This window comes from Xylanimonas sp. McL0601 (assembly GCF_049852175.1).
Lineage (GTDB): Bacteria > Actinomycetota > Actinomycetes > Actinomycetales > Cellulomonadaceae > Xylanimonas.
Genome location: NZ_CP187527.1, coordinates 1,322,889 through 1,341,100 on the forward strand (window position 1 = coordinate 1,322,889; position 18,212 = coordinate 1,341,100).

10 protein-coding genes and 3 rRNA genes are annotated in these 18,212 nt (G+C 67.6%); 11 read left to right on the top strand and 2 right to left on the bottom strand.

All coding sequences use genetic code 11. The annotated features are described in order from the left end of the window. Positions 1–362: 362 nt before the first annotated feature. The 3 genes from ACO4JP_RS05985 to rrf all read left to right on the top strand — a co-directional run bounded on the left by ACO4JP_RS05985 (position 363) and on the right by rrf (position 5,666). A 16S ribosomal RNA gene (locus ACO4JP_RS05985) occupies positions 363–1,876 on the top strand. 459 nt (positions 1,877–2,335) lie between these two features. Continuing rightward, positions 2,336–5,441 (top strand): 23S ribosomal RNA (locus ACO4JP_RS05990). A gap of 108 nt (positions 5,442–5,549) precedes the next feature. Beyond that, positions 5,550–5,666, top strand: a 5S ribosomal RNA gene (gene rrf, locus ACO4JP_RS05995). The 16S, 23S and 5S rRNA genes sit together here, the layout of an rRNA operon. A gap of 58 nt (positions 5,667–5,724) precedes the next feature. Here rrf and ACO4JP_RS06000 read toward each other — a convergent pair. Beyond that, entirely contained in the window at positions 5,725–6,723 is a 999-nt protein-coding gene (locus ACO4JP_RS06000) for a PHP domain-containing protein (RefSeq protein WP_425956470.1), read from the bottom strand. 111 nt (positions 6,724–6,834) lie between these two features. Between ACO4JP_RS06000 and gatC the strand changes: the two genes are divergently transcribed. The 8 genes from gatC (at position 6,835) to ACO4JP_RS06040 (ending at position 16,854) form a co-directional block, all read left to right on the top strand. After that, the gene (gatC, locus tag ACO4JP_RS06005; RefSeq protein WP_425956471.1) at positions 6,835–7,131 is read left to right on the top strand and encodes an Asp-tRNA(Asn)/Glu-tRNA(Gln) amidotransferase subunit GatC; all 297 of its coding nucleotides are present in this window, start codon (positions 6,835–6,837) and stop codon (positions 7,129–7,131) included. A gap of 1 nt (position 7,132) precedes the next feature. Further along, on the top strand, positions 7,133–8,638 hold the full coding sequence (gene gatA / locus ACO4JP_RS06010) for an Asp-tRNA(Asn)/Glu-tRNA(Gln) amidotransferase subunit GatA (RefSeq protein ID WP_425956472.1): 1,506 nt from the start codon (positions 7,133–7,135) through the stop codon (positions 8,636–8,638). A gap of 26 nt (positions 8,639–8,664) precedes the next feature. Then, complete coding sequence (gene gatB / locus ACO4JP_RS06015; RefSeq protein ID WP_425956473.1) at positions 8,665–10,173, top strand: Asp-tRNA(Asn)/Glu-tRNA(Gln) amidotransferase subunit GatB; 1,509 nt, start codon at positions 8,665–8,667, stop codon at positions 10,171–10,173. 4 nt (positions 10,174–10,177) lie between these two features. Next, the gene (locus ACO4JP_RS06020; protein WP_425956474.1) at positions 10,178–10,777 is read left to right on the top strand and encodes a GNAT family N-acetyltransferase; all 600 of its coding nucleotides are present in this window, start codon (positions 10,178–10,180) and stop codon (positions 10,775–10,777) included. 180 nt (positions 10,778–10,957) lie between these two features. Then, positions 10,958–12,820 carry a dihydroxy-acid dehydratase gene (gene ilvD, locus ACO4JP_RS06025; protein WP_425956475.1) on the top strand — a complete coding sequence of 621 codons (1,863 nt, stop codon included), beginning with the start codon at positions 10,958–10,960 and terminating at the stop codon, positions 12,818–12,820. 186 nt (positions 12,821–13,006) lie between these two features. Then, positions 13,007–14,719 carry a dihydroxy-acid dehydratase gene (ilvD, locus tag ACO4JP_RS06030; RefSeq protein ID WP_425956476.1) on the top strand — a complete coding sequence of 571 codons (1,713 nt, stop codon included), beginning with the start codon at positions 13,007–13,009 and terminating at the stop codon, positions 14,717–14,719. A 75-nt stretch (positions 14,720–14,794) separates the two neighbouring features. Beyond that, positions 14,795–15,772: an ABC transporter ATP-binding protein gene (locus ACO4JP_RS06035; protein ID WP_425956477.1), complete on the top strand. Its 978-nt coding sequence runs from the start codon at positions 14,795–14,797 to the stop codon at positions 15,770–15,772. Then, positions 15,769–16,854: a hypothetical protein gene (locus ACO4JP_RS06040; RefSeq protein WP_425956478.1), complete on the top strand. Its 1,086-nt coding sequence runs from the start codon at positions 15,769–15,771 to the stop codon at positions 16,852–16,854. Before ACO4JP_RS06035 ends, ACO4JP_RS06040 begins: the two co-directional genes overlap by 4 nt. A gap of 23 nt (positions 16,855–16,877) precedes the next feature. On the opposite strand, the gene ACO4JP_RS06045 is transcribed toward ACO4JP_RS06040, so the two are convergent. Further along, positions 16,878–18,212, bottom strand: a complete 1,335-nt coding sequence (locus ACO4JP_RS06045) for a dipeptidase (RefSeq protein WP_425956479.1) — start codon at positions 18,210–18,212, stop codon at positions 16,878–16,880.

An 18,212-nucleotide genomic window follows, 5' to 3' on the forward strand; every position in this document is an offset into this window, starting at 1 on the left:
GGGCTTCTTGCGCTCTGCTGACGGAAAATGAGGGGCCTACCGAACGACTTTCCCGGTCGATTCCGGAACCCGAATTCATCGGGATCACGGATTAGGCGGGACGGAAATCGTCTGATAGGTTTTGAGACATCGCCCCGAGGGGGACGGAAAACGAAAAGTTCTCCAAATCCCAGGTGTGCGTCGGTTGTTTGAGAACTCAACAGTGCGTTTGATAGTCAATGCCAAATATAACCCTGGCCAGGCTCGCAGTCTTGCGTGTATGGCTTGGATTCCTTTGGACAAATCAAGCAGTTCAGCTTGGTTCTGTCAGTGTTGGATGAACCGTATGGTCGTTAACTCTCTTCGGGGGGTTACGGGATACTTTTACGGAGAGTTTGATCCTGGCTCAGGACGAACGCTGGCGGCGTGCTTAACACATGCAAGTCGAACGGTGAAGCCCTTCGGGGTGGATCAGTGGCGAACGGGTGAGTAACACGTGAGCAACCTGCCCTCCACTTTGGGATAAGCCTTGGAAACGGGGTCTAATACCGAATATGAGCCTTGCCTGCATGGGTGGGGTTGGAAAGTTTTTCGGTGGGGGATGGGCTCGCGGCCTATCAGCTTGTTGGTGGGGTAATGGCCTACCAAGGCGTCGACGGGTAGCCGGCCTGAGAGGGCGACCGGCCACACTGGGACTGAGACACGGCCCAGACTCCTACGGGAGGCAGCAGTGGGGAATATTGCACAATGGGCGAAAGCCTGATGCAGCGACGCCGCGTGAGGGATGACGGCCTTCGGGTTGTAAACCTCTTTCAGCAGGGAAGAAGCGCAAGTGACGGTACCTGCAGAAGAAGCGCCGGCTAACTACGTGCCAGCAGCCGCGGTAATACGTAGGGCGCAAGCGTTGTCCGGAATTATTGGGCGTAAAGAGCTCGTAGGCGGTCTGTCACGTCTGGTGTGAAATCCCGAGGCTCAACCTCGGGCTTGCATCGGGTACGGGCGGACTAGAGTGCTGTAGGGGAGACTGGAATTCCTGGTGTAGCGGTGGAATGCGCAGATATCAGGAGGAACACCGATGGCGAAGGCAGGTCTCTGGGCAGTTACTGACGCTGAGGAGCGAAAGCATGGGGAGCGAACAGGATTAGATACCCTGGTAGTCCATGCCGTAAACGTTGGGCACTAGGTGTGGGGACCATTCCACGGTTTCCGTGCCGCAGCTAACGCATTAAGTGCCCCGCCTGGGGAGTACGGCCGCAAGGCTAAAACTCAAAGGAATTGACGGGGGCCCGCACAAGCGGCGGAGCATGCGGATTAATTCGATGCAACGCGAAGAACCTTACCAAGGCTTGACATGCACCGGAAACGGCCAGAGATGGTCGCCCCGCAAGGTCGGTGCACAGGTGGTGCATGGTTGTCGTCAGCTCGTGTCGTGAGATGTTGGGTTAAGTCCCGCAACGAGCGCAACCCTCGTCCCATGTTGCCAGCGGGTTATGCCGGGGACTCATGGGAGACTGCCGGGGTCAACTCGGAGGAAGGTGGGGATGACGTCAAATCATCATGCCCCTTATGTCTTGGGCTTCACGCATGCTACAATGGCCGGTACAGAGGGCTGCGATACCGTAAGGTGGAGCGAATCCCAAAAAGCCGGTCTCAGTTCGGATTGGGGTCTGCAACTCGACCCCATGAAGTCGGAGTCGCTAGTAATCGCAGATCAGCAACGCTGCGGTGAATACGTTCCCGGGCCTTGTACACACCGCCCGTCAAGTCACGAAAGTTGGTAACACCCGAAGCCCATGGCCCAACCGCAAGGGGGGAGTGGTCGAAGGTGGGACTGGCGATTGGGACTAAGTCGTAACAAGGTAGCCGTACCGGAAGGTGCGGCTGGATCACCTCCTTTCTAAGGAGCTCACCAACGTCTGCCCGCAGGTTCTGCCTGGGGGTGGGTGTTCATGGTGGACCACGCGCCGGCCGTACGTGTCGGTGGTGGTGCTCTGGGTGGAACATTGACTGTTGAGCCGCTCCGCTGGTCGGGGCTGGTCAGTACGCCGTGCTTGCGCGGTGGGAACGCCGGTCCTGGGTGGTGGGTGGCTCGTGAACGCACTGTTGGGTCCTGAGGCAACCGGCCGCGGGACGCCCCACTGGGGGTGTCTGGTCGGGGTAGACCTCTGTACGGGTCGCCGGATGGCCGCGAACCGCTCCAGCCCCTGGTGGGTGTGGGGTAGGCGGGTCGGGTCTGGCGGGTTCGTCCGTAGCTTGAGAACTGCACAGTGGACGCGAGCATCCAAGATGTTCAAGGCAACAGCCTGGTCACCCCTCGGGGTGGGAGGGTTGTTGTCCCTGACGTCTCTGTAGTGTTGTTGAAGTTTATAAGGGCACAGGGTGGATGCCTTGGCACCAGGAGCCGAAGAAGGACGTCGTAGCCTGCGAAAAGCCTCGGGGAGTTGGCAAACGAGCTGTGATCCGAGGATGTCCGAATGGGGGAACCCACCTGCAGTCATGTGCAGGTACCCGCACCTGAATATATAGGGTGTGTGGGGGGAACGCCGGGAAGTGAAACATCTCAGTACCGGCAGGAAGAGATATTCCGTGAGTAGTGGCGAGCGAAAGCGGATGAGGCCAAACCGTACACGTGTTAAAGCTGTCAGGCGTTGCGTGTGCGGGGTTGTGGGACCTTCTAGGGAGACCTGACAGTCTCCCAGCCAGTCAGAAAGTCGCGTCATAGTCGAACCGCATTGAACGGCGGACCGTAGAGGGTGCTAGTCCCGTAGACGAAATGGCGTGGCCTGGTTGAGGGGATCCCAAGTAGCACGGGGCCCGAGAAATCTCGTGTGAATCTGGCAAGACCACTTGCTAAGCCTAAATACTACCTGGTGACCGATAGCGGACTAGTACCGTGAGGGAAAGGTGAAAAGTACCCCGGGAGGGGAGTGAAATAGTACCTGAAACCGTGTGCCTACAATCCGTCGGAGCCTCCCTAGCTGGGGTGACGGCGTGCCTTTTGAAGAATGAGCCTGCGAGTTAGTGCTCGGTGGCGAGGTTAACCCGTGCGGGGTAGCCGTAGCGAAAGCGAGTCCGAACAGGGCGATACAGTCGCCGGGTCTAGACCCGAAGCGAAGTGATCTAGCCATGGGCAGGTTGAAGCGACGGTAAGACGTCGTGGAGGACCGAACCCACCAGGGTTGAAAACCTGGGGGATGACCTGTGGTTAGGGGTGAAAGGCCAATCAAACTTCGTGATAGCTGGTTCTCCCCGAAATGCATTTAGGTGCAGCGTCTCGTGTTTCTTGCCGGAGGTAGAGCTACTGGATGGCCGATGGGCCCTACAAGGTTACTGACGTCAGCCAAACTCCGAATGCCGGTAAGTGCAAGCGAGGCAGTGAGACTGCGGGGGATAAGCTCCGTAGTCGAGAGGGAAACAGCCCAGATCACCGGCTAAGGCCCCTAAGCGTGTGCTCAGTGGGAAAGGATGTGGAGTTGCACAGACAACCAGGAGGTTGGCTTAGAAGCAGCCACCCTTGAAAGAGTGCGTAATAGCTCACTGGTCAAGTGATTCCGCGCCGACAATGTAGCGGGGCTCAAGCACACCGCCGAAGCCGTGGCATTCACGCATCAACCTTAGCCTTCGTGGTTCAGGGGCGTGGATGGGTAGGGGAGCGTCGTGTGGACGGTGAAGCCGCGGGGTGACCCAGCGGTGGAGACCACACGAGTGAGAATGCAGGCATGAGTAGCGAATGACGGGTGAGAAACCCGTCCGCCGAATGACCAAGGGTTCCAGGGCCAGGTTAATCCGCCCTGGGTAAGTCGGGACCTAAGGCGAGGCCGACAGGCGTAGTCGATGGACAAGGAGTTGATATTCTCCTACCGGCGAAGAACCGCCCATACCGAGCCCACAGATGCTAAACGCCCCAAGCTCACGCCGGCACCTTCGGGTGCCACTGTGAAGGCGGCGCGTGACCCGATGTGGCATTAGGTAAGCGTATTAACAGGGGTGACGCAGGAAGGTAGCCCGGCGTGGCGATGGTAGTCCACGTCCAAGGCCGTAGCCCGGTGTGTAGGCAAATCCGCACACCATCAAGGGTGAGAGCTGACAGTGACCGCGTATGCGGGAAACGGGTGATCCTCAGCTGCCAAGAAAAGCCTCGACGCGAGGTTCTAGCCGCCCGTACCCCAAACCGACTCAGGTGGTCAGGTAGAGAATACCAAGGCGATCGAGCGAATCGTGGTTAAGGAACTCGGCAAAATGCCCCCGTAACTTCGGGAGAAGGGGGGCCTGAACCGTCAACACCCTAGCGGTGGGACGCGGGGAGGGCCGCAGAGACCAGGGAGAAGCGACTGTTTACTAAAAACACAGGTCCGTGCTAAGTCGCAAGACGATGTATACGGACTGACGCCTGCCCGGTGCTGGAAGGTTAAGAGGACGGGTCAACTTCGGTGAAGCCCAGAATTTAAGCCCCAGTAAACGGCGGTGGTAACTATAACCATCCTAAGGTAGCGAAATTCCTTGTCGGGTAAGTTCCGACCTGCACGAATGGCGTAACGACTTCTCCGCTGTCTCAACCGCGAGCTCGGCGAAATTGCACTACGAGTAAAGATGCTCGTTACGCGCAGCAGGACGGAAAGACCCCGGGACCTTTACTATAGCTTGGTATTGGTGTTCGGTGCAGTTTGTGTAGGATAGGTGGGAGACTATGAGCCCCGGGCGCCAGCTCGGGTGGAGTCAACGTTGAAATACCACTCTGACTGCTTCGGACATCTAACCTCGGTCCGTAATCCGGATCAGGGACAGTGCCTGGTGGGTAGTTTAACTGGGGCGGTTGCCTCCCAAAATGTAACGGAGGCGCCCAAAGGTTCCCTCAGCCTGGTTGGCAATCAGGTGTCGAGTGCAAGTGCACAAGGGAGCTTGACTGTGAGACCGACAGGTCGAGCAGGGACGAAAGTCGGGACTAGTGATCCGGCGGTGGCTTGTGGAAGCGCCGTCGCTCAACGGATAAAAGGTACCCCGGGGATAACAGGCTGATCTTGCCCAAGAGTCCATATCGACGGCATGGTTTGGCACCTCGATGTCGGCTCGTCGCATCCTGGGGCTGGAGTAGGTCCCAAGGGTTGGGCTGTTCGCCCATTAAAGCGGTACGCGAGCTGGGTTTAGAACGTCGTGAGACAGTTCGGTCCCTATCCGCTGCGCGCGCAGGAAACTTGAGAAGGGCTGTCCCTAGTACGAGAGGACCGGGACGGACGAACCTCTGGTGTGCCAGTTGTACTGCCAAGTGCACCGCTGGTTAGCTACGTTCGGGAAGGATAACCGCTGAAAGCATCTAAGCGGGAAGCCTGCTTCAAGATGAGGTTTCCACGGACGTAAGTCCGAGAGGCACCCAGCGAGACCACTGGGTAGATAGGCCGGATGTGGAAGGCAGGACCAAAGACTGCCGCAGCTGACCGGTACTAATCAGCCGACAACTTCAACACCAACACACTTTGCTACGCGTCCACTGTGCGGTTCCCGAGAAACGGGCACCACCCCCACCCGCCCCCGACCAGGGCGAACCCCAGGGGGCACCCACAACTCGATACTGTTACGGCGGTCATAGCGTAGGGGAAACGCCCGGTCCCATTCCGAACCCGGAAGCTCAGCCCTACAGCGCCGATGGTACTGCCCTGGAGACGGGGTGGGAGAGTAGGACGCCGCCGGACACCCTTCACGAAAGACCCCGCACCCACGGTGCGGGGTCTTTCGCATGCCCAGACAATCTCAGGCTCGCCGCGTCCACCCGAGCAGCCGCTCCGCGGGCCAGGTCGTGACGATCCGCTCCGCAGGCACGCCGAGGCGCTCGGCCCGGTCAGCGCCGTGGTCGAGGAAGCCGAGCTCGCCGGGAGCGTGGGCGTCGCTGTCGATCGCGAACAGGCAGCCGGCGTCGAGCGCGATCCGGACCAGGTCGTCCGGAGGGTCGAGGCGCTCAGGGCGCGCGTTGATCTCGACGGCGACGACGTGAGCGGCGCAGGCGGCGAACACCTTCTCGGCGTCGAACTCGGACGGCGGGCGAAGGCCCCGGGAACCCTCCACCAGCCGTCCGGTCACATGCCCGAGCACGTCGACCCGGGGGTTCGCCACCGCGGCGAGCATCCGCCGGGTCATCTGTGCGGCGTCCGCGCGCAGGTTGGAATGCACGCTGGCGACCACGACGTCGAGCCGCTCGAGCAGCTCGGCGGTCTGGTCCAGCGTGCCGTCGTCGAGGATGTCGACCTCGATGCCGGAGAGCAGCCGCGTGTCGCGGCCGGAGAGCGACCCGACGACCTCGAGCTGCTCTTCCAGGCGCTCCGAGCTGAGTCCGCGGGCCACCGTGAGGCGCGGCGAGTGGTCGGTGAGTGCGACGTACTCGTAGCCGAGCCGTTCGGCGGCCGCCAGCATCGTGGCGATGGACGTCCTCCCGTCCGACCAGTCGCTGTGGCAGTGCAGGTCCCCGCGCAGGAGTCCGCGCAACGTGCTCGAGCTCGCGCCGGCGGCCTCGGCGCGGCGGCGCAGCTCGGCGAGGTAGTCGGGCACCCGACCCTCGAGCGCCTGGCTCACGACGGCGAAGGTGGACGACCCGATGCCTTTCGTCCCTCGCAAGCGCACCGGGTCCCGCAGGTGGTCCTCGCTCAAGCCGGCCACGACGTCGGCTGCGGTGCGGAAGGCCCGGGACTTGTACCTGCTGGAACGCTCGCGCTCGAGCAAGAAGGCGATCTCGGTGAGGGCCTCGAGCGGATTCATGGTGGCCCCAGTCTGGTCCGCGCTCCGGAGGGCTGCACGATGTCGACGCAACCTCCTCGCCTCCACGACAGACGGCCGGGAACGGCCGAGGGTGGCCACTAGACTGACCGCATGTCCACCATCTCCCGTGACGAGGTCGCGCGCGTGGCTGTGCTGGCCCGCATCGACCTGCGGCCCGAGGAGGTCGACCGGCTGGCCGGCGAGCTCGACGTCATCGTCACGTCGATCGCCAAGGTCAACCAGGTCGCCACTCCCGACGTGCCCGCGACCAGCCACCCTCTGCCGATGACGAACGTGTTCCGCGAGGATGTCCCGGTGCCGGCGCTGCCGGTCCAGGACGTGCTGGCCGGGGCGCCGGACTCGGAGGACGGCAAGTTCCTCGTCCCGCAGATCCTCGGGGAGGACTGAGATGACGGACGTGACCCGCCTGTCCGCCGCGGAGCTGGCGGACCGCCTCGCCGCGCGTGAGGTCAGCAGCGTCGAGGCCACCCAGGCGCACCTGGACCGCATCGCCGCCGTCGACCACAAGATCCACGCGTTCCTTCACGTCAGCGCGGACGAGGCGCTCGCCACCGCACGCGACGTCGACGCCCGCCGCGCCGCCGGTGAGGACCTGCACGCACTGGCCGGTGTGCCGATCGCCGTCAAGGACGTCGTCGTGACCCAGGGGTTGCCCACCACGGCCGGATCCAAGATCCTCGAGGGCTGGATCCCGCCGTACGACGCGACGCTCGTCGAGCGCCTCAAGGCCGCCCGTCTGCCGATCCTCGGCAAGACGAACATGGACGAGTTCGCCATGGGCTCGAGCACCGAGCACTCGGCGTACGGCAACACCCACAACCCGTGGGACCTCGACCGCATCCCCGGCGGCTCGGGCGGCGGTTCTGCCGCGGCGGTCGCGGCCTTCGAGGCGCCGCTCGCCATCGGCACCGACACGGGTGGCTCCATCCGCCAGCCGGGCGCCGTCACGGGCACGGTCGGCGTCAAGCCCACCTACGGCAGCGTGTCCCGCTACGGGCTCATCGCCATGGCGTCCAGCCTCGACCAGGCCGGCCCGGTCACGCGCACCGTGCTCGACTCGGCGCTGCTGCACGAGCTCATCGGCGGGCACGACCCGCGCGACTCGACGTCGATCCCGGAGCCGCTGCCGTCGCTCGTGGACGCGGCCCGCGCCGGCGCCACGGGTGACCTGAACGGCGTCCGCGTCGGCGTCGTCACCGAGCTGCACGGCGAGGGCTATCAGGCGGGGGTGCTCGCCCGATTCAACGAGTCGCTCGCGCTCCTCGAGAAGGCCGGCGCGGAGATCGTCGAGGTGTCCTGCCCGCACTTCCCGTACGCGCTCGACGCGTACTACCTGATCATGCCCGCGGAGGCGTCGAGCAACCTCGCGAAGTTCGACGGCATGCGCTTCGGCCTGCGCGTCGCGCCTGCCGACGGCCCGGCCACCGCGGAGCGCGTCATGGCCGCGACGCGTGGCGCCGGGTTCGGCGACGAGGTCAAGCGCCGCGTCATCCTCGGCACCTACGCGCTCAGCGCCGGCTACTACGACGCCTACTACGGCAGCGCCCAGAAGGTCCGCACGCTCATCCAGCGCGACTTCGCAGCCGCGTTCGCACAGACCGACGTGCTCGTGAGCCCCACGGCCCCGACGACGGCGTTCAAGCTGGGCGAGAAGCTCGACGACCCGCTGGCGATGTACCTCAACGACGTCGCCACCATCCCGGCCAACCTCGCAGGCGTCCCGGGCATCTCGGTGCCCAACGGCGTGTCCGACGACGGCCTGCCCGTCGGCTTCCAGATCCTGGCGCCGGCCAAGGCCGACGACCGCCTGTACCGCGTCGGCGCGGCGCTCGAGCACCTGCTCGAGGCCCAGTGGGGCGCCCCCCTGCTGGCGAGCGCGCCTGAGCTGGCCTGACGAGCGAGAAGACGGAGAACAAGACCGTGTCCCTGAACACGCCCGCACTCGTCGAGTACACCGACGCCGTCAAGCGCTACGACCCGGTGCTCGGCATCGAGGTCCACGTCGAGCTCGGTACCCGCACCAAGATGTTCTGCGCCGCCGAGGTCTCGTTCGGCGCCGAGCCCAACTCGCAGACCACGCCGGTGAGCCTGGGCCTGCCCGGCGCCCTGCCGGTGGTCAACGGCAAGGCGGTCGAGTACGCGATCCGCATCGGCCTGGCGCTCAACTGCCAGATCGCCGAGACGTGCCGGTTCGCCCGGAAGAACTACTTCTACCCGGACGTGCCGAAGAACTTCCAGACCTCGCAGTACGACGAGCCCATCGCCTACGAGGGCTGGGTCGACGTCGAGCTCGAGGACGGCACCGTCTTCCGCGTGGAGATCGAGCGCGCCCACATGGAGGAGGACGCCGGCAAGAACACGCATGTGGGCGGCGCAACTGGTCGGATCCATGGAGCGGAGTACTCGCTGGTCGACTACAACCGCGCCGGCATCCCGCTGGTGGAGATCGTCACCAAGCCGATCGAGGGCGCGGGCGACCGCGCTCCTGAGGTCGCGCGCGCCTACGTGCAGACGCTGCGCGACATCTTCCGTGCGCTCGACGTGTCCGAGGCCCGCATGGAGCGCGGCAACGTGCGCGCCGACGTCAACGTCTCGCTGCGCCCGACGCCGCAGGACAAGCTGGGCACCCGCACCGAGACCAAGAACGTCAACTCGTTCCGCTCGGTCGAGCGCTCGGTGCGGTTCGAGATCTCGCGCCAGGCCGCGGTGCTCGACGCCGGCCTGCCGGTGATCCAGGAGACCCGCCACTTCCACGAAGAGTCGGGCACGACGTCGTCAGGTCGCGTGAAGTCGGACGCCGAGGACTACCGGTACTTCCCGGAGCCGGACCTGGTGCCCGTCGCGCCGAGCCGCGAGTGGGTCGAGCAGATCCGCGCTGCCCTGCCGGAGCTGCCCGCCGCCCGTCGCCGCCGGCTGCAGGGCGACTGGGGCTACGCCGACGCCGAGATGCGCGACGTGGTCAACGCGGGCGCCGTCGACCTCGTCGAGGCGACCGTCGCCGCGGGCGCGACTCCTGCCGCGGCCCGCAAGTGGTGGATGGGCGAGCTCGCGCGGCACGCCAAGCAGGCGGAGGTCAACCTCGACGAGGTCGCGATCACGCCCGCCCAGATCGCGCAGCTCCAGTCACTGGTCGACTCCGGTCGCATTAACGACAAGCTCGCGCGCCAGGTGCTCGAGGGAGTCCTGGCCGGCGAGGGCGACCCCGAGGCGGTCGTCGCGGCGCGCGGCCTCGAGGTCATGTCGGACGACGGCGCGCTGCTCGAGGCCGTCGACGCGGCGCTGGCCGCGCAGCCCGACGTCGTCGAGAAGGTCCGCGGGGGCAACCTCGGTCCCGTCGGCGCGATCATCGGCGCCGTCATGAAGGCGACGAAGGGCCAGGCGGACGCCAAGCGGGTGCGCGAGCTCGTGCTCGAGCGCATCGGCGGCTGACGGCATGACCCGCAGCCCCGAGCTGCGCGGCGAGATGGTGCGCCTGCGGGCCATCGAGTCGCGCGACGCGCAGCGCCTCTGGGAGGCGCTGCAGGACGCGGAGGGAATGCGTCAGACGGGCACCACGGAGTCGTTCACGCGCACGCAGATCGACCAGTGGGCGGCGACGATCGCCGACCGTCTCGGGCGGTACGACTGGGCGATCACGCACGGCGCCGTCCGGGACGGTCAGCTGGTGAGCGACGAGCTCATCGGCGAGATCGTGCTCAACGAGCTCGACGACGTCGCACGCTCCGCGAACCTGCGCCTGCAGATGCTGCCCGACTACCGCGGCCGCGGCTACGGGCGCGAGGCGATCTGGGAGGTGCTGCGGTTCGCGTTCGACGGTGTGCGCATCGACGGGGAACGCGAACCGGGGCCCGGCCTGCACCGGGTGTCGCTGCAGGTCCTGAGCATCAACCCGCGGGCCAAGGCGCTGTACGAGTCGCTCGGGTTCCGCGAGGAGGGCCGCCTGCGCGACGCCCACCGGGACGGCGACGGCTGGGCCGACGCGGTCGTCATGAGCATCCTCGAGGACGAGTTCCGGGCAGCCGCGGGCGCCTGACCCCCAGCGGCGGTGCGTCCGATCGGGTGCGAGCATCGGTAGGTGTCCTCTCCGGACCTCACCCGGAGCCCCGCAGCCGCCGTGCCGGCGACCACCGGTTCTTCGGACACCTCAGGCAACTGGGGGTCACGGAGCGGACGCTCTGAGACCACATCGCGGGCACCGGCGTAGGGTGTCGGCATGAGTCGGCCTCTGCGCTCCCGTACTTCTACCCACGGTCGCAACATGGCGGGTGCGCGTGCCCTCTGGCGCGCCACCGGCATGGGCTCCGAAGACTTCGGCAAGCCGATCATCGCGATCGCCAACTCCTACACGCAGTTCGTCCCCGGGCACGTCCACCTCAAGGACATGGGCGACCTCGTCGCGTCGGCGATCCGCGAGGCGGGCGGCGTCGCGAAGGAGTTCAACACCATCGCCGTCGACGACGGCATCGCGATGGGCCACGCCGGCATGCTCTACTCGCTGCCCAGCCGCGACCTCATCGCCGACTCGGTCGAGTACATGGTCAACGCCCACACCGCCGACGCGCTGGTGTGCATCTCCAACTGCGACAAGATCACGCCGGGCATGCTCAACGCCGCGCTGCGGCTCAACATCCCCACGATCTTCGTCTCGGGCGGCCCCATGGAGGCGGGCAAGGCGGTCGTCGTCGACGGCGTGGCGCAGACACCGCTGAACCTCATCAACGCCATCAACTACTCGGCCGACGACAACGTCACGGACGAGGCGCTGACGAAGGTCGAGGAGAACGCCTGCCCGACGTGCGGCTCGTGCTCCGGGATGTTCACGGCCAACTCGATGAACTGCCTCACCGAGGCGCTCGGCCTGTCGCTGCCGGGCAACGGCTCGACGCTGGCGACGCACACCGCGCGCCGCGAGCTGTTCCTCGAGGCGGGCCGCACCATCGTCGACCTCGCTAGGCGCTACTACGAGGACGAGGACGACTCGGCGGCCCCGCGCGGCATCGCCACGCGCGCAGCGTTCACCAACGCGATGACGCTCGACGTCGCCATGGGCGGCTCCACCAACACGGTGCTGCACATCCTCGCCGCCGCGCAGGAGGCCGAGGTCGACTTCACGCTCGCGGACATCGACGCGATCAGCCGCCGCGTGCCGTGCCTGAGCAAGGTGGCGCCCAACCACCCGAGCTTCCACATGGAGGACGTGCACCGCGCCGGCGGCATCCCCGCCCTGCTGGGCGAGCTCGACCGCGGCGGCCTGCTCGACCACGAGGTCTCGAGCGTGCACACCTCGACGCTGCGCGCGTGGCTCGACGCCTGGGACATCCGTGGCGGCAAGGCGTCCGACCGCGCCGTCGAGCTGTTCCACGCGGCCCCGGGCGGCGTGCGCACTACACAGGCGTTCTCGACGTCGAACCGGTGGCAGTCGCTCGACACGGACGCGGCCGAGGGCTGCATCCACGACGTCGAGCACGCGTACACGGTCGAGGGCGGCCTGGCCGTGCTCAAGGGCAACCTCGCCGAGGACGGCGCGATCATCAAGACCGCCGGCATCGACCCCGACGTGTTCCACTTCGTCGGCAAGGCCCTCGTGGTCGAGTCGCAGGACGAGGCCGTCGAGAAGATCCTGTCCAAGCAGGTGGAGCCCGGGCACGTCGTCGTCGTGCGCTACGAAGGGCCGTCCGGCGGGCCTGGCATGCAGGAGATGCTCTACCCGACGTCGTTCATCAAGGGGCGCGGCCTGGGCAAGGTCGTCGCGCTCATCACGGACGGGCGGTTCTCCGGCGGCTCGAGCGGCATCTCCGTGGGTCATGTCTCTCCGGAGGCTGCCGCGGGCGGCACCATCGGCCTGGTCGAGGACGGCGACGAGATCGAGATCGACGTCGAGTCGCGCCTCATCCGGGTCAACGTGCCGGACGAGGTGCTGGCCGAGCGTCGCGCCAAGATGGAGGCCTCGGAGCTCCCGTGGACGCCGAAGGACCGCGACCGGTACGTGTCCCCGGCGCTGCGGGCGTATGCCGCGATGGCGACGTCGGCGGACCGCGGTGCGGTCCGTGACGTGTCTCGCCTGCCGCGGCGGTGAGCCTGTAGGGCGTCGGTCGGCAGCGGGACGGACATCGCGCGCTCGGCAGCGTTCACGCGCCCCCAGGGGCGCTCGCCACCCCGCGAAGTGTCCTCGCTTCGCTGCGGTACTTCGCGGGGGCCCCGACGCACTTCGGGGTTGACTGCCGAGCGCGCGATGTCCGTCCCGCTGCCTTAGGTTGCCGTCATGGTTGCCGACGGCGGTGGTGTTCGTTCCTCTGTGAAGCCCCGGTCCTGGCAGGTGACGGACGGGCTCGAGGCGACGGCGTCGCGGGGGATGTTGCGGGCCGTCGGGATGGGTGACGACGACTGGGGGAAGCCGCAGGTCGGCGTCGCGTCGTCGTGGAACGAGATCACGCCCTGCAACCTCTCGCTCGACCGGCTCGCGCAGGCGTGCAAGGAGGGCGTGCACGCGGCCGGCGGCTACCCGCTGGAGTTCGGCACCATCTCCGTGTCCGACGGCATCTCGATGGGGCACGAGGGCATGCACTTCTCGCTCGTGTCGCGGGACGTCATCGCGGACTCCGTCGAGGTCGTCATGTCGGCCGAGCGGCTCGACGGGTCGGTACTGCTGGCAGGGTGTGACAAGTCCCTGCCGGGCATGCTCATGGCGGCCGCGCGGCTCGACCTGGCGAGCGTCTTCCTGTACGCAGGGTCGATCATGCCGGGCTGGGTGAAGCTCTCGGACGGCACCGAGAAGCAGGTCACGATCATCGACGCGTTCGAGGCCGTCGGGGCGTGCGCGCGGGGGCTGATGAGCCAGGAGGACGTCGGGCGCATCGAGCGCGCGATCTGCCCGGGGGAAGGCGCCTGCGGCGGCATGTACACGGCGAACACCATGGCGTCGGCGGCCGAGGCGCTCGGGATGTCGCTGCCGGGCAGCGCGGCGCCGCCGTCGGCGGACCGGCGGCGGGACGCGTGGGCGCACCGGTCGGGCGAGGCCGTCGTGAACCTGCTGCGGCAGGGCATCACCGCCCGGCAGATCCTGACGAAGGAGGCGTTCGAGAACGCCATCGCCGTCGTCATGGCCTTCGGCGGGTCCACCAACGCCGTGCTGCACCTGCTCGCCATCGCGCACGAGGCCGACGTCGACCTCACGCTCGCGGACTTCGACCGCATCGGCGACCGCGTGCCGCACCTGGGCGACCTCAAGCCGTTCGGGCGGTACGTCATGAACGACGTCGACCGGGTGGGCGGTGTGCCCGTCGTGATGAAGGCGCTGCTGGACGCCGGGCTGCTGCACGGGGACGCGCTGACGGTCACGGGCCGCACCGTCGCCGAGAACCTCGCCGACATCGACCCGCCGGACCCCGACGGCGTGATCCTGCGGGCGATCGACAACCCTATCCACGCCTCGGGCGGCATCACGATCCTGCACGGCTCGCTCGCCCCCGACGGGGCCGTCGTGAAGTCCGCCGGGTTCACGGAGGACGTGTTCGAGGGGACGGCGCGCGTGTTCGAGCGGGAGCGTGCCGCTCTCGACGCGCTCGAGGACGGCACGATCACCGAGGGCGACGTCGTCGTCATCCGCTACGAGGGGCCCAAGGGCGGCCCGGGCATGCGCGAGATGCTCGCCATCACCGGTGCGATCAAGGGCGCCGGCCTCGGCAAGGACGTGCTGCTGATCACCGACGGGCGCTTCTCGGGCGGCACCACCGGCCTGTGCGTGGGCCACATCGCCCCGGAGGCCGTGGACGGCGGGCCGATCGCGTACGTGCGCGACGGCGACCGCATCCGCCTCGACGTGCGGACAAAGACCCTGGACCTGCTGGTCGGCGACGCCGAGCTGGCCGCCCGGCGCGAGGGCTGGGCTCCGCTGGCGCACGGGTACACGCGGGGCGTGCTGGCGAAGTACACGAAGCTCGTGCAGTCGGCGTCGCGCGGGGCGGTGCTCGAGTAGGCCTGCCTTCGGCGAGACGGGTGAATCTCTGCCGCACCTGTCCGTGACCTGCTGCGATGCCCTACTCTCTGCGCCATGCCACTGGCCGAGGGAGCTCCCGCGATCGAGACGATCGGTCTGCGCAAGACCTACCGCACCCGGAAGGGCCGGACCGTCGGCGTCGAGAGCCTGGACCTCGTGGTCCCGGCGGGCGGCGTGCACGGGTTCCTCGGCCCGAACGGGTCGGGCAAGACGACCACGATCCGCATGCTGCTGGGGCTCGTGCGGCCCGACGCCGGGACGATGCGCATCTTCGGCACCCCCGTGCCCGAGCGGCTCGACGACGTCGTCGGCCGGGTGGGCGCGATCGTGGAGAGCCCGAAGTTCTTCCCGGCGTTCAGCGCGCGGCGCAACCTCGACCTGCTCGCCCAGGCGATCGGGGCGCCCGGCACGCGTATCGACGAGGTGCTCGAGCACGTGGGCCTGACGGACCGGGCCAAGGACCGGTACAAGACGTTCTCCCTCGGTATGAAGCAGCGCCTGGCCGTGGCCGCGACGCTGCTCAAGGACCCGGACCTGCTGATCTTCGACGAGCCGACCAACGGGCTCGACCCCGCGGGCATCCGAGAGATCCGCGAGACCATGCGCTCGCTGGCCGACCAGGGCCGCACCGTCCTCGTCTCGAGCCACATCCTGGCCGAGGTCGAGCAGGTGGCCGACACCGTCTCGATCGTGGCGCGCGGGCGCCTGCTCGCCTCGGGCAGGGTCGCCGACATCGTCGGCGCGGGCGCCGGGTCGGTGCGCGTGCGCGTCGCCGAGCCGGCCGCGGCGCAGGCGGTCCTCGCCGGCGCGGGGTTCGTCGTCCGGCATGACCCTTCGACAAGCTCAGGGGGGACCGATGACGGCGCGCTCGTGGTCGACGGCGTGACTGACCCTGCGGCGGTGGCTCGCGCACTGGGCGAGCGCGGGCACTGGGTGAGCGAGCTGGTAACTCAGCACCAAGGGCTGGAGCAGGTGTTCCTGGGGCTCACCGAGGGCACGCCGGCCGACGTCGCCGCGGGGGTGGCCGCATGAACCGCCGGCTGCTGCGCGTGGAGCTGCGCCGCTACCGCGCCCGTCGCGTCACGCTGTGGGTGACCATCGGCCTGCTGGCCGTCGTCGCGCTGAGCACCCTGGTTGCCGCGCTGACCGCCCGCCCGCCGAGCGCGGCCGAAGTGGCGCAGGCGCACAAGTTCTACGAGCAGCAGGCGGCCGACTGGGAGAAGAACGGCGACCAGATGGTCTCCGACTGCCACGACGCGGAGCAGTCCGACCCGAACCCGGACGCCGACTACGGCTGCGACCAGATGGAGCCGAAGCTCGAGCAGTTCCTTCCCGCACCGACGAAGTTCTTCCCCAGCCAGCGCGAGCTTGCGGCAGCGGCCACCTCGTCGACGTCGGACGGGACGCCGGGGGATCCGGCGATCGCGAGGGCGAGCGGGACGGTCTGGAACACCACGAGCGGCCTGGGTGCGATCGACGACCTGGCGCCGGTGCTGCTGTTCGCGGTGTTCCTCGTCGCGGTGAGCTTCGTGACCGCCGAGCTGGCGTCGGGCGCGATCGGCCTGTGGCTGACGTTCGTGCCTGGCCGCACCCGCGTCTACTGGTCGAAGGCCGGCGCTGCGGCGATCGCCGCGCTGCCGGTCGTCGTCGTCGGGTTCACGCTGCTGGCGTCGGGTTCCTTCGGTGCCTATGCGCTAATCGGCACCGTGGGCGACGCGCCAGACGGCGTGGCGGCCCACGTCGCCGCGTTCGTCGGGCGGCTCGCGCTCGCCGGCGTGGCCGTCTCGCTCGTCGGCGTCGCTCTCGGCCTCCTGCTGCGCCACGCCGCCGCGGCGATCGGTGTCGCGGCGGCCTGGGTCGGGGCGGAGAGCCTCTTCCGCTACCAGCTCGGGGACCTGCAGCGCTGGCTGTTCTCGGTGAACCTGTCCGCGTGGCTGCACGGCGGCGAGGTCTTCACCACGAACCGCTGCGAGGCGGGAGACGATGGCTCATACGTGTGCACCACCGTCGAGCACCTCGTGACGCCGGTCCAGGGCGGCGTGTTCCTGCTCGCCCTGACAGCCGTGCTCACGCTGGTCGCGTTCCTCGTCTTCCGGCGTCGCGACGTCGCCTGACGCCGATGGCTAGATCACCCGGGTCAGCGTCCGAACCGCTGCAGGAAGAGCGCCACGCTGAGGGCCATCCTGTTGATCTCCTCCGGGTCGACGCTCTCGTTGGGGGAGTGGATGAGCGCGAGCGGTTCCTCGACCCCGAGCAGGATGATCTCCGCCTCCGGGTAGACGTCGGCGAAGACGTTGCAGAGCGGGATCGACCCACCCTGGCCGAGCGTGGACATCGGCACGCCGTAGGCCTCCTCCATCGCGGCAGCCATGGCGTGGTACGCAGGACCGTCGACGGCGGCCCTGAAAGGCGATCCCGCGGCTTCGACGGTCACCTCGACCTTGACGCCCCACGGGGCCGCACCGTGCAGGTGGTCGACGAGCGCCTTCTGCGCGTCGTCGGGGGACACGCCTGGCGGGATCCTGAGGTTCAGCCGCGCGGCGGCACGCGGGACGATGGCCGCTGCGGAGCCCACGACCGGCGGGCAGTCGATGCCCAGCACCGTCAGCGCCGGCCGCGCCCAGAGCATGTCCGAGACGCTGCCGTCGCCGAGCAGCCCGACGCCCTCAAGGACCGTGGCGTCGCTGCGGAACTGGTCGGGCGGGTACACCTCGCCGGACCACGTCCCGTCGGCGTCGAGCCCGCTGATCGTGGTGTTGCCCTGGGTGTCCCGCAGGGTCGCCAGGATCGCGATGAGGGCCGCCAGCGCGTCGGGGGCAGGGCCGCCGAACATGCCCGAGTGCAGCACGGACCCCAGGGCCTCGACCGTCACCACCACGTTCACCATGCCGCGCAGGCTCACGGTCGCCGAAGGGCGTCCGACCGCGGCGTTGCCCGTGTCGCAGACCAGGATGGCGTCGGCCCGCAGAAGCTCGGCGTGCTCGGGCACGAACCCCTCGAGCCCGCCGGTGCCCTGCTCCTCTGAACCCTCGACGACGAGCCGGAGGTTCACCGGGACGTCGCCGAGCGCCCGTAGCGCCGCCAGGTGCGCCACGATGTTCCCCTTGCAGTCGGCCGCGCCCCGCCCGAACCACCGGCCTCTCACCTCGGTCAGCTCGAACGGCGGCGTGAGCCAGGCCTTCTCGTCCAACGGCGGCTGCACGTCGTAGTGCGTGTAGAGCAGGACGGTGGGAGCGGTCGGGTCCGGGCCTGGCCGGGACCCGACCACGGCCTTGCTCCCGTCCGCCGTCGTCTCGAGGTGTGCGTCCGCGAACCCGACCTCGACGAACTTGTCGAGCACCCACTGGGCGGCGCGCTCGCACTCCTCCGGCGGGAACTGCCGCGGGTCCGCGACGGACGGGATGGCGACGAGCTCGGCGAGCTCGTCGCGCACCCGCGGCATCTCGGCGTCGATCCTGGCGCGCAGCTCCAT